Annotated in this window: 3 protein-coding genes; all 3 read right to left on the bottom strand. The window is 67.5% G+C overall.

Features of this window, described 5'->3' with window-relative positions; translation table 11 throughout:
* Positions 1-83 precede the first annotated feature (83 nt).
* Genes AB0435_RS13820 through AB0435_RS13810 form a run of 3 tightly spaced genes read right to left on the bottom strand, consistent with a single transcriptional unit; the run spans position 84 to position 13533 of the window.
* Complete coding sequence (locus AB0435_RS13820) at positions 84-4238, bottom strand: DNA methyltransferase (RefSeq protein ID WP_366427052.1); 4155 nt, start codon at positions 4236-4238, stop codon at positions 84-86.
* Positions 4238-7183: a helicase-related protein gene (locus AB0435_RS13815; protein WP_366427051.1), complete on the bottom strand. Its 2946-nt coding sequence runs from the start codon at positions 7181-7183 to the stop codon at positions 4238-4240. Before AB0435_RS13815 ends, AB0435_RS13820 begins: the two co-directional genes overlap by 1 nt.
* 29 nt (positions 7184-7212) lie before the next feature.
* Entirely contained in the window at positions 7213-13533 is a 6321-nt protein-coding gene (locus AB0435_RS13810; protein ID WP_366427050.1) for a protein kinase, read from the bottom strand.
* Positions 13534-13593: the final 60 nt, after the last annotated feature.

Raw genomic sequence — 13593 nt, 5'->3', positions numbered from 1 at the left:
CGTGCAGTACGCGGCTGGCGTCTGAGCCCGTACGTCCGCGAAGCGCGTGCCCGCCGCAGAGGTCTGCGGCGGGCACGACGTGTCTACGGGGCCGGGTGGCGGGGGCCCTGGCCGGGCGGCGGGGAGAGCGGGGACGTGTAGGTGTCGCCGTCCACCAGGGGGTGCTCCATGGTGAGGCCGCCCTTGGCCATGCGCTCGTACTCGGTGAGGACGAGGCGCTTGGTGCGGTACTCACCGTACTTGGCGATCTCGTTGTTCTTGAGCCCGCCGGATTCCGACTGGAAGGTCTCCAGGATGTGGTCGGTGTCGTCGGCGGAGATGCCGTAAAGGTGGAAGAAGTAGGAGTCCAGCTCGGCACGGAGCTGTGCGCGACGTTCTTCATCCCAGCGGAAGGGCTGGCCCTCGTCGTCCAGGTCGCGGGCGAGAGGGGCCATGTCGTAGGCCGTGTAGACGAGTTCGATGACGCGGGGGAGGAGGAAGGAGAGGTGCGATTTGAGGCTAGTGGGGGTGGGTACAGGAAGCTGCTTCCAGATGAAGAGCCCCATGCTGGTGCCGCCGATCTTCTGGCGGCTTACATAGTCGAAGACGAGTGAGGACTGGATAGAGATGAGGGCTACTGCAAGCGAAGCGCTGACTTGAGGCATCATCAAAGGGAACTTGTGCCCTACCGCAGTGCGCGGGAGGAAAGCTGGGATGGCAGTGCGTTCATCGGTTGCACGGCAGACATCACGCCACCCGAGCAACCAGCCGTGTTCCCAGTGCACTTCATCGAGCCGTTCCGTGATGGCTTCCACCTCTAGCTCCCTCCCGTTGCGCACGGTCTTGATGGGGTCGTTCTCCGCGATCCAGTAACGGGGATCTGCGCATGTGAAGGGGGACTGCTTCTCGGTGGGCTCGATGCGGCGCCTGTCCTCGTTTCCGGCGCCAGTGTAGGAGTTCCAGCGGTGGTCGTAGAGGTGCGCCATCTTGCCCTCGTACAGAGGCAGCATTCGCTCTTCGCCCCGCACGAAGACGTTGCCCTTCAGCTCCCAGCCCTCGCCGTCGAGATCTTCGCGCTTGCGGAAGAGATCGGAATCGTCAGTCATGTCGAAGAGGCGCTTGAAGGACATGCCCCACGGGTTGCCGTTCCGTCGCGTTTCGTTCCACAGCACCGGAATCCGCCGGTAGACGCCCGTGGTGAGGTCTGCGTCGCGCCGGGTTCGGAACACGGGGAGGGTACCGGTGTTGGGGTTGATGAGGTCGAGATCTTCGGGGCTGAGGGCGAAGACACGGTTGGGGTCGTCGAGATCGGTGATATCGGCGAGGAAGAAGCCGAACCGGCCTGCTGATTCGCGCATTCCGCGCCCAGTGAGAGAGAGCAGACAGAACTTGTAGCTGGAGTGCACGCTCTCGAACCATTTGCCCCCCTTGGGGAGGGCCGGGCTCTTGGGGCGCTTGTTCTCAAAGTCGTACAGCGAAACCAACGCCCCCCGCCGGGTGAAGTCGGCGAACAAGTGCTGGGACCCGGCCCCGGTAGCGATTGCGGTCGGTAGAATCAGTCCGAAGCGACCCTCGGGCGCGGCAACGGTCGCCATACGCTCGGCAAACAGAGTGTCCGTCTGGAGCGAGTTGACCCCCTTGACCGTGAGCCCCTTCGCGCACAGCGGGAACGCACCCGAGTCCCCCGCGAAATGGAAGGTACCCTTCACTGTCCTGCGAGCTCCCTGGTAGCGGATGCCCGCCTCAGGATTCTCGGACTCCCACTCAACGATTTTCCTGCGCCGCGCAACTCCAGAGATCTCGGCGATCTCCGGAGCGACCACGCTGAAGTACTTCTTGTCCTCGAAATCGACCTTGTCCCAAGGCGGGTTCCCCACTACACACGAGAAGCCTCCTGCCCAACCCGTCTCCGGGTCCACCGCCTTCGCCTCGGCGGAACCCGCCTCGGGCACGGTGAAGACCTCGGGAAACTCCAGATACCAGTGGAAGAAGTCGTACTGCTCCCGCTGACGGATGATCTCGTCGTGGGTGGACTGAGGGGCAGCGTCACCCTTCGGGTCGTTGAGCCCCCGGAAAATGTCGTAGGTGATGGCGGGCGCAGCGTCCTTCCGCTTCACCCAGGTGAACGCCGCGCACCAAGCATCCGACAGATGCAGGGCCCGCAAGTAGGCGGAGGAGTTCGCCCACGTCTCGTAGGCGGACTCCTGACGACGGACCTCGGCAAGGGTGTCGGAAGGGGCGGCCGTGATGCCGCGCATTACGTCGGCGAAAGCGGTGTTGGAGACGCGGGTCTCCGTCTCCAGGCTGAAGAGGCCGACGTTGCCGGTCCGCTCCATTTCGTTTTGCCGGAACAACGTGCGCACCCAGGCCTCGTCGTCGCCCTCGGTCTTCTTGAACGCCTTGTCGGGAATGCCTCCCGCCATCAACGCCGGCGTGGTCCCGATCAGGCCATTGCCGTGCTTAATGTGCGCGTCGAGGAAGCCGAGTGCGACACCGGGCTCCATGGCCTCCAGCCACAGGGAGACCTTGGCCAGATCGACAGCCATCGGGTTGAGGTCCACGCCGTAGATGCAGCGTGCGGTGACCTCGTGCAACGCGTGGCGCACGGCATCGAGGGTCGGCTCGGGGTTCTGCTCCCGTACGGCCGCCACCTGCTTGGCGATCCGTCGGGCGGCGGCCACCAAGAAGTGGCCGGAGCCGCAGGCCGGGTCGCAGACAGTGAGGGAGAGGAGCTCGTCGACGATGTGCTCGGTGGGGTCGGTGCTCTTCTCTTCCGCTGCTCGCCGCTCTCCCCGCTTGACGGCGGCCTCGATCACCGGGTCGAGAGTGGAGTCCAGCACCGTCTCGATCAGGGCCGTCGGCGTGTAGTAGCTTCCGGTCTTCTTGCGGTCGTTGCCAGGGCGGTCGACCAGCTCGAAGGAGCGCTCGGAGGCGCTGTGCTTAGGAACGAGTTCCAGCAGCGCCTCGTACACCGAACCCAGTTCCTCGGAGCCCATGTGCAGGTAGTCCACCGGCCGCCAACGGCCCGAGGCTTCGTCGCGGACACGGGCCAGATGGCGTACAGCCTCAAGGAACGGGCGGTTGGCCAGCCGGGCTCCGTGCAGCGGCTTGTCCGCATCAGTGTCGTTGAACAGGCCGCCGAGGCCGGGCAGCCCCAGTTCGGGACGGCCTTGTTCGTCGCCGAGGGCAGTGATCAGCAGCTGGAGGGCATCGTACTGATCGGAATGGGCCGTGCCCTGACGGCGCAGGGAGTGTGCGCGCAGCCGGGCAGTGGAGAAGAAGCGGTTGTAGCGATCGCGAGCCAGTTCGTCCGCGTCGGGGGAGAAGAGAGTGTTCCGGTCCTCGGCGACGAACAGGAAGATCATGCGGTAGACGAGCCGCAGGAGCGCCGACTGAAGGGCGGCCGGCTCCAGGTTCTGGCGCAGCGCGGTGTTCTCCGGGTGGCGCAGGAAGCCGGTGCCGAGCACAGTGAGGGCGCTCTGCACCCCGTCGCGGAAGTGGTCGAGGGCCCGGGTGCCGGACTCGATCGCGGTCGTGCGCCAGGTCTCCAGCCAGCAGGTCGAGGGCGGCGCATCCTCCGCGACCTCGAACCGCGAGACATGCAGCAGCCGGTACAGCAACACGAACTCACTGAACAGCTCGCCGTCGAAGACTGCCTCAAGGTCGAACTCGACGTACGACGCCGTGGCCAGGGCACTGGAGTCGCGCAGCAGCCGGATCTGACGGCCATTGGTGAGGACACCCCATAGATGCGCCTCAGTCCGGTTCAGGCACTCCTGGAGCAACGATTGCGGCGGTACGGTGCCCGCCCCACCGGGGCGCTTGTCCAGGTCGGCGTTCCACGCCGTCTGGTGGATCAGGGTGTGGCGCCAGCGGTGGGAGACCTGGAACTTCTTCCCGGGGTCGGAGTCGGCGGGGATGCCGTTCGGGCCTACCGATGTCAGTGGGCCGAAGCCCAGCTCATGCCAGAGCGGGGTCTGCCAGTCGCTCAGGGCGAGACCGGTCGGGTCGGCCGCCGGGACGTCCGTGTTCGGGTCCTGGGGGAGGCGTGCCCGCAATTTGCGCCAGAGCGGCTTCAGATACTCCCAGGCGCGCTCGGCCTCCTCCCGTACCGTACGGGACGACGGCATGCCGTAGTCGGCGGGCTTGGAGCCCGGCACGTCCTTGTTCTCGGAGATGCGTACCAGCATGTCGGCCGGCAGCAGTGCGCCCACCGTCTGGACCGACGAGAACACCAGGTTGCGGGTGGTGGCGGACATCAGGCGGACACTCCAGTAGCCGGGGCGGAGGCGGCGGTAGCGGGCAGGTACACGTACGCGCCGAGGATGTCGGCGCAGGGCTGGGCGGTGACCGACAGGCCGCGCCGGATGTCGTCGGACGCCTTGCGCACGCGTCGGTGGGAGTCCCGAAGTTCGGCCTCCAGCTCCTTGCCGTACGCGGTCAAGTAATCCTCCACCTCGGGGAGCTGGGACAGGATGCGGGACATTGTCCGCTCGCCGAAGTGCCGCTCGGTGTTCTCCGTGGCCGTCGCGTCCAAAAGTTCCAGGGCACGCTCCGGCGCCAGCCACACCGCGTTCTTCGGAGAGCCTTCGAACGCCACCATCCGGGCGTCCTCCGCCACCAGCTGCTTCTCACCGTGGCGGGAGGGCAACGTGAGGTGGAAGCGGTAGCGGACCAGGAGGAGGGTCGTACGGGTGGAGACGGCGTCCGTGGTGACCACGCCGCAGCGGCGGGCAGGCCGGGCGCCGTCGGCCTGGGGATCCAGAGCCGCGTTCAGGACGTGCGAGGCGAGAGCGCCCACGACGGGGTCCGTGCGTACCAGAGCCGCCTCGCCACGTGCCACCGCCGGGTCCGCCCGGAACGGGATCGGGAGGTCCTTCTCGATCACCTCCGCGCCGATCACCGGTGCGAGCGCGTCCCGCAGGCCCATCGGAGTGCCGCCCACCTGTGCGGTGAAGTCGTCGCCGCCCTCTCGCAGCAGCGCCCCGAGGGCGCGCAGTGACTCCCGTACGAACGTGTCCACCTCGTCCGTGCTGCCCAGCGCCGCACGGACGGCGGTGACCTCGCGGGCCACCTCCTCCGGGTGGATCAAGCGCTGTGCGAAGCGGGAACGCGAAGCCTTCTCGCGTTCGGCGGCCGAGTTCCAGTCACTGTCCAGCTTTGCCGTGTTCACCTTGAACGCGTCCGCGCTGAAGAGTGTGTCCTGGTCCTCCCGGCCGCGCATCAGCAGCCACTCGACGATCGCGTCCGTGACGCCCGTCGACAGTTCGTCCGGCACCGAGACGGAGATGCCGAGGTCCTTCTTGATCTGGCGGTGCTTCTTGATGAGGACTTCGAGAACCTTGCCGTCGATGCCGTTGTCGTCGCCGTAGAGGGTGATGACGCGGACCTCGTCCCGGCGCTGGCCGTACCGGTCGACGCGGCCTTCGCGCTGGTCGTGGCGGGTCGGGTTCCACGCGAGGTCGTAATGGACGACGGAGTCGAAGTACTGCTGGAGGTTGACGCCCTCGGACAGGCAGTCGGTGGCGATCAGTACGCGGCGCGCGGCGGCGTCCTCACCGGCCTCCGTAGCCAGCTCCTCGATGCGCTCGATGCGCTGCTGCGGGGAGATGGTGCCGGTGACCGCCTTCACGACGGTCTTCGCGCCGAGCGCCCCGCGAATGCCCTTCTCCTTGTCACCGCCCAGCTGCTCGGCCAGGTATTCGGCCGTCGGGATGAAGCGGCAGAACACGATCGGGTTGTGGCCGTCGGCGAGCAGACTCTTGAGGTGCTTGATCAGTGCCTTGAGCTTGAGGTCCTGCGCCGGGCCTTCCAACTCCTTTGCCCGGTCTGCCAGTTCAGCGAGACGGGAGTCCTGTCCTTCCTCGCCGGTCTTCGCGCCCGGCGCAACGTCCCCGCCCTCCATCGTGTCGCTGTCCGGGGAGTCACTGGTGCCCTGTGCGCCCAGGTCGTCGGCCTCCTTCGCCGACGCCGCCACCGCCGTGGCCGAACGCGTGACCAGCGTCTGGGTGGCGGCCCGAGGGGACGACACCAGCGAGCGCAGCATCGCGATCGCCGACCACCAGGCGATGCGGGCCTTCCGCTTGTCCTCGGTGCCCGCCTGCTCCACGCGCTCTCCCGCGTAGGCGATGGCGTCGTCCAGCAGGGCCCGGTAGGCAGGGGAGAGCTTGTACGTCTCGTCCTTGAAGTAGCGGTCCGAGGGGAACGCCGTCCGCTCCACCAGCGAATCGTCGCTCAGCCCGTCCTCCTTGGTGAGGTACTGGCGTACGTCGGCCCGCTTGCGCGCCACGAAGTGCTGTGCGAGGAGCTTTCTCCCCGCCTCGGATTCCAGGTTCACCCCCGCCAGCTCCGGCTTCACCAGGCCGAGCAGGTTGCGGAACGCGGACTCCTTGCCGCTGTGCGGAGTCGCCGTCACCAGAATCAGGTGCCGTGTCTCCTTCTTGGCGACCTCGCGCAGCAACTGGTACCGCAACTGGCTCTGCGCGCTCGACGTTACGTCGTCCGCGGTCACGCACGTGTGCGCCTCGTCCACGATCACCAGGTCGGGGCAGTTCCGTACGAAGTCGTCCCGATGACGCGGTGACTTGATGAAGTCCGTCGAGATGATCACGATCGGGTGCTTGTCGAAGAGGGACTGGCCCAGATCCAGGCCCCGCTCCAGACGAGAAAGCGTCGAGGAGAGCACCAGCTCCGCGTCAATGCCGAACTTGCTGCGCAGCTCCTGCTGCCATTGCTCAGCCAGTGCAGGCGAGCACAGCACCGCAAGCCCCGTCGCCTCACCCTGTGCCAGGAGCTCGCTCGCGACGAGACCCGCCTCGATCGTCTTGCCGATGCCGACGTCGTCCGAGATCAGCATCCGGACGGTTCTCTGCCGCAGCGCCATCAGCAGCGGTACGAGCTGGTACGCACGCGGCTCCACCGCGATGCCGGCCAGTGAGCGGAACGGGCCCGCGCCGGACCGGAAGCCAACGCGCAGCGCCGTACGCAGCAGACCGGCGGCACGCTGATCACCCAGGTCGCTCGGCTCGGGCGGCGCGAAGCGCGCTTCCTCCACTTTCTCGAACGCCGGAAAGACCGCGGCGACGTCGTCGTCCGAGCCTCCCAGCGGGCGCAGGACGAGCAAGTCGGCCTTGCTCTCGGGGAGAACCACCCATTCGCGGCCACGGGAGCGCACCAGCGAGCCTGCGGAGTATGTGTGTGCCATGTGCGTCGTCAAGTCCTCTGAAAGAGCAATCAGTTGGCGGCGGGGGTGCCGAAGTAGCGGGGGTGCTTTGCGGCGATGGCGTCCCAGTCCTCACCGTGCGGGAAGCGGAGGACGTCCCAACGGGCGTCGTAGAGCCGCTCCTCAGCTTCGTCGTCCCGGAAGGCGTCCGCCTCCGTGTCCGGCAGGTCCACGAAAACGGCCAGCTTCACTCCCGGCATCCGGTATACGAAGTCCGGAGCGGCGTTCGCCTCAGTGAGGAAGGAGCCGGGCTCGTCGGGCAGCCGCAGCCCGCGCGCCTTCGCCCAGCCCAGGAAGTCGCCCCGCTCCACCAGCTCTGCGGCGGACGCCTCAAGGGGGGTGGACGCGGTGGGCCCGGGTGTGGTCGACTCGGATGCGGCCGGGGCCTGCTTCAGCAACCGCCGGTACTGCTCCGAACGCGACTCCCCACGCCCCTCGCGCCGGGTGACCGCCGACGCCAGCTGCACCAGCCGATGGCTCACCGTGTGCCGGTTGATCAGCGCGTGGTTGAGCTGATTGCCGTACGTCAGCAGACATTCGTAACAGCCCAGCGCGCATGGCCGGTCGGGGTGCGGGCCGCCCAGGTCGCTGCCGTCGGGCTCGAAGTGGCAGATCTCAAGGGCATGTTGGGCAGCCTTCGCGACAGCCCCTTCCTCGGCCTGAAGCCGTCGCAGGACGCCTGCACCGCCCTCGGCCGCCTCCATGAAGAGGATGCGATTGCGGGGGCCGTTGTCCGGCGGCAGCAGCTCGCTGGACAGCTCGACGTCCTCCAGCTCGAACGCGGCCTCGATGCCCCGCTCAAGCGCGTACATCAGGGTCAGCGCGATCGGCTCCGGCAGCGCCTCGTCCAGGGTGACCACGAGGATGTTGCGGCGGTCCTCCACGTACGGGATGACTCGCTTCTTGCGGCGCCCCTCGTTGCCGTCCTTGTCGATGCGCGGCAGCTCGTTGGAGTCGCCGGACGCTTCGGCGGCGTCCTTGTCGTTCATCCACCGGCCGTCGGCAAGATCCAGCCAGTACCCCGCCGGCTCTTCCTTCTTGGTGCGTACTCGGCCGGTGTTGGTGATCCGGACCTCGGCCGAGTCTCCGTACGCGAGAGTGGCGAGCGGTGCGCCGGACACATCGCTGACCGCGGCATCGAGGCGGCCCTTGCGCAGCGGCCCGTGGTCGCGGAAACGGTACGACGTCTCCAGCTTGAACCCGGCCCTGCGCCGCTCCTCCTCGTCGGAGGAGATCCGTTCCCGGCGCGTGGTGTACACGGTGTGCAAGTGCAGCAGACCGTACGTCGCTGCACCGAGCGGCTCCTTGCACATGCGGCAGCGGTCGTCGCGTTCCTTGGGGTCGTGGTGGTAGCCGCACTGCCCGCAGCGGGTGGCCTCACTGGTCGCCAGTTCCCCCGAAGAGTCCGGCGGCAACTGGATGCGGGTGACCTGGTAGCGGGCGCCCTCGTGATAGATGAGCGCGCCCGGCCCGAACTCGCGGATGGCGAGGAAGCGGGGCCGCTGGAGGTAGTCCCCGTCGCCGCGCCGACGGCCGACGGTGGGAATGTACGCGGCCAGCGGCAGACGGGGGAAGCTGTAGCCGGGCAGGAACCCTTCGGACGCCAGATAGCGGTACGGGTTGAAGTCGGAGAGGACCGACTTGTTGTCGGCACTCTCGTTCATCAGCAGGTTGAGCTGCGTCTCGGCCTCCCGGCGGCGGGAGTTGGCCCGGCGGCGGTCGGTCTCGGTGAGGCTGTAGTCCAAGCGGCGCTTGTTCTGGATGTACTGGTCGTCGAGCGCGGCTCGGAAGAGCTGGCGCCAGCGGTCGAAGGCCTCGTCGAACCGGATCGGAACGGTGCGCACCCGGTCCTGGATCCAGTCGTCGTGCCACCACGTGGTCTCGGCGAAGTCGGGCAGCAACGGGCCGAGAACGCGCAGGGCCGCCGCCGCCGTCCGACGCTGTGCGGCTTCGTCGAGGGACGCCTGGTGGATGTCCGGCAGCAGTTCCAGGGCGGCGGAGGGACGCTCTCCCGTGTCGGGGTACGACACATCGAGGATGTCGGGGATGGACCGGCCCAGCTTCAGTCCGGCCTCTGCGATCCAGATGCCCTGAAGGTGGGAGAGTACGAGATCCTCGTTGGCGAGGTCGAGTCGCGGTGGCGCGACCACACCCGCGACCATCCGATCGGACCGGCGGAAGTAGTACTGGTCATGGCTGTTACCCGTGGAGCAGTACGTTGTGACGAGGGCGGGCTGACCACTGCGGCCGGCACGGCCTGAGCGCTGTGCGTAATTGGCCGGTGTGGGTGGCACGTTGCGCATCATCACCGCGTTCAGCGACGAGATGTCGACGCCCAGCTCCATCGTCGGCGAGCAGTACAGAAGCTTCAACTCCGCCTTGCGGAAGGCATCTTCGCGCTTCTCGCGTTCCTCCGGGGGGACCTGCGCCGTGTGCTCCCGCGCGAACAGGCCGGACAGCGTGCCCGCCGCCTCCCTGTACAGATTGCGGAAGAACGTGTTGACGCGCGGCCCGTCACCGCTCTGATACGTGCGGGTGAGTGGGTCGTGCGTGCCCGTCTCTCCCTTGCCCGCCCGCCAGATGAGCGACTGGGCGGCGACCCGGTAGCCGGTCGCGGCGGGAGCGGTGGACTGGCGGAAGCGCCCCGCGCGGTGGGGAGCCTCCGTCGCTTCCTTCACCAGGCCTGCCTTGGCGAGTACCTTCAGCAGCTGTTCGATGACCAGCTGGAGATCGGCCGGGTCTATACGGAAGGACCTGTCTGTCCGTCGCAGGTACTTGCCGAACTTGCCGCGCGCCGAAAGGAACAAACTCGCGCGGTCCATGCCCGGACGGGACGGGTGCGGGTAGGCGATGCCCACCTTGGGCTTGTCCGCGGCAGACAGTACCCACGGGTCGATCAGGCGCTCCTCGCTCGCCCGCTGCAGCGCATCGAAGTCGTCACGGAAGTACGACACGTCGACGGCGAGCGAACGGCGCATCTCGTCCAGCACAGCCTTCATGATCTCGGCCCGCAGCGCCGGGTCGGCATCCCGCAGGGCCGGGTGCGTCTGCTCCCACCGGTCCTGCTTGTTCGCGACCCAGCCCAGGTCCTCGTAATCGATGGCCAGCAGACCCGTCTGTTCCAGGTTTGGCATGGTGATGCGCCAGCCGCGCTCCAGGTCGAGATAGAGCCGGAAGGCGATCACGTCGCGGAGGGTCTTGGCGGCGTTGCGGGCGAGGGAGGGCGGCAGGTCGTCGTCACCGGCGTAGTCGGCCGGAGAGATGGCCAGCGCGTTGGTCACCGATGAGGCCAGCTCCTCGTGTCGTACGCCCTCGTCGCCGGCCTCGACCGCCGCCCGGTACAGCGCGCCCCGCAACTGTGTGATCTGTACGAAGTCGTTGAAGTGGCCCGCCTGGAGGGAGGCGTCCTGCCGGTTGTCGACGAAGGTCAGGAGCTTACGGGCCTCCTTGCTCAGCGCCTCCTCGGGCACCGACTTCAAGGAGCGCACCACCGAGGCGGAGATCAGCGAGGTCGCGGAGGAACGGCCCTCCTGATCCAGCGTCGCCAGTTTCGCGAAGTCCCGGCCACGGGTCTGCTCGTACGTCACCCCGCAGTGCAGGCAGAACAGGAAGGGGGAGGGGATGAACGCCGCCTTGAGCTCGCCGCGCCCCTCGTGACCGAGCGGATCGACGGTGACGGCCCGCGGCACCCGCTCGCGGTACGTCTTCTTCACCGTCTCCTGGCCCTGGCCGTCTAGCTCCAGCCAGGACTCGGGAAGTCGGCGGTCGTCCACTGCGTACTGGACATTGGAGGGCCACTCGCGCTCATGGTCCACATACAGATAACCGTCCCCCTGACGGCCACCCGTGGCGGACGTGTCACGGCGCGCCTCGTAGCGCACCTCGCCGTCCTGCTCCGTACGCCAGACCGTCAGATACTCCTGGCCGCACTCCCGGCAGAATGCCAGGGGCATGAGCAACTTGCCGCCGCTGCCCGGCTGTTCAATCTGGTACGAGCGGGTGAGGAAGCGGGACCGCTTGTCCTCAAGGGTGACGTACACGGTGTCGCCCTTGGAGAGGAACTGGTGCAGCCGGAACGCGAACAGCGTGCGGTCGGTCACCGGATGGCGGGCCTGCGACCCGGCGTCCAGGGTGGCACGGATTGCTTCGGCGCACGTCTCCTTGTCGACTCCCGACTGCTCGTGCAGCTCCCCGGCCGCGACCTCGATCTGCGCGGGCTGCCTGCGTACCAGAGCCCCCGTGTCCTGGTCCGTGGCCAGACCGAAACGTGTCTCGATCCAGCGGGCCAGGGGGTCACGGACCAGATCGTCGTATGCGCGAGGAGCGGCAGGAGAAGCCAGGCGCTCGGCCGGCACCGAGTCCGGCGACGGGCCGGTGGCGCGTACCAGGGTCTCCCCGATGATGTGCTGCGGGCGCACCTGCGTTCCGAACAGCAGGCTCGCCACCTGGGCGACGACCTTCTTCTGATCCTCGGCGGTTCCCTCGGTCGACATGGTGGCCGACGTACCGATGCACTGGAGCTGCTCGGACCCGCAGGCTTCCCGTACCCGGCGGATCAGCAGCGCCACGTCGGCGCCCTGCCGACCCCGATAGGTGTGGAGTTCGTCGAAGACCAGGAACTCCAGGCCGCGGGCCATCTTGATGAGACTGGCCCGATCGGTGGGCCGGGTCAGCATCAGCTCCAGCATCACGTAGTTGGTGAGGAGGATGTCCGGCGGGTTGTCGCGGATCTCCTTGCGCTTCTCGTCGTCCTCCTGGCCCGTGTACCGGGCGAAGGTGACGGGCTCCCTGCCCTCGCCGTAACCGTCCCGCAGGAACTTCTTCAACTCCCCGAGCTGGCTGTTGGCCAGGGCGTTCATGGGATACACGATGATGGCGCGCACCCGCTTCTCGGCTCGAGGGCCTTCGGCTTCGCGTTCGCGCAGCACCTTGTCGACGATGGGGACGATGTAGGAGAGCGACTTTCCGGAACCGGTGCCGGTGGTCAGGACGTACGAATCACCAGACTTCGCGGCGTCGATCGCATCGCGCTGGTGCTGGTGGAGCATAAGAGGCCGACCGTTGCAGACGGTGCCGCTCTCGGTCTTGCCCGCCTGGAAGATGCGGGCGCACTCCGGGTGCAGCACACCCTGGGTGGTCAGCTCGGCAACCGTGCCGCCGCCCTTGAAGAACGGGTTGAGGGACAGCCAGGGGTCAGGCCACTGCGACTTCTGGTTGAGGTCTTCTTCGACGAAAGCACTGACCCGGTCGTCGCGGACGACCGTGCCGCCCTGGGTGAAGGACCGGTAGTCCTTGATGAGTGTGCGGTGGACGCCGAAAACGTCCATGGCTGTGCCGGACGCCATCACTGGGGCGGGCGCGGTCCGCAGCTGGTCCGCCGGGGTTGCCTGGGGCTGCGGGTGCGGGGTGCGCAGGGGCCGGGTCGGGTCCAGGGCGCTCCAGTGCAGCAGCTGCGCCGCGTCCGCGGCCGTCACCAACGGTAGCAGCGCGCTGCGGACCGTGACCGCGTCGGCGGGACGGTCTGCAGGGTTCTTGGCGAGCAGGCGGTCCACCAGCCGGGCCAGCTCGACAGGGACGTCGCCGCGGATCGCGGCGATGGGGGTCGGGGGGTCGTCGACGTGTTTACGTGCCAGTTCGAACGGAGACTCGCTGGTGAAAGGAGGAACACCGATGAGCATTTCGAAGAGCACGCAGCCCAGGGCGTACAGGTCTGCGGCCTGGGTGACCTGCTTGGCTTCGAACTGCTCGGGCGCCATGTAGCGTGCGGTGCCCACGCTCACTCCGGAGCTGGTGAGCCTGGCTTCGTCGGGGTCGTCGACGATCCGGCCCATACCGAAGTCCAGGATCTTGACCGTACCCCCCTGGACGAGCATCACGTTGGCGGGCTTCAGGTCGCGGTGTACAACGTCCGAGGCGTGTGCGGCGGCCAGACCGGATGCGATCTGGGCACCGATCGCGGCGGCCCAGGAGACGGGCAGGGTGTTCTCTTCAGCAATGAGGTCGCGCAGCGTCTCGCCGTCGAGAAACTCCATCGCGAGGAAGGGCATGCCGGTGTCGTCTGTGACGCCTCCGGCGATGAGCCTGGTGAGGTTGGGGTCGCTGAGGCGGCGCATCATGCGTACCTCGCGCGCGAAGCGTTCCACTGTCTTGGGGTCGGAGGCGGTGTCGATCTGTGCGCCCGTGCGGCTGCGCAGGATTGTCTTGACGGCTACGGTGCGCCCGGGGCTGCCTTCCGGCGCTTGGAGATCCTCGGCTCGGTGAACCTCACCCATGTTGCCCTTGCCGATGACGCGCCCGACGCGGAATCTGCCATCGATCAGACCGTGGCTCACTGCCGCTTCTCCATCCTGTTCCGCTACCCCTCGGAGGGCACACCTGCCTGATTGAACTGT

Origin of the sequence: Streptomyces sp. NPDC051173 (genome assembly GCF_040689515.1) — a bacterium.
Taxonomy (GTDB): Bacteria; Actinomycetota; Actinomycetes; order Streptomycetales; family Streptomycetaceae; genus Streptomyces.
The sequence above is the reverse complement of the archived record's forward strand: the minus strand, read 5'-3'. Positions and strand labels throughout refer to the sequence as shown.

Excerpts from the sequence above, each read along its gene's own strand:
- AB0435_RS13820 (WP_366427052.1), bottom strand. The coding sequence starts at position 4,238 with ATGTCCGCCACCACCCGCAACCTGGTGTTCTCGTCGGTCCAGACGGTG.
- AB0435_RS13815 (WP_366427051.1), bottom strand. The coding sequence starts at position 7,183 with ATGGCACACACATACTCCGCAGGCTCGCTGGTGCGCTCCCGTGGCCGC.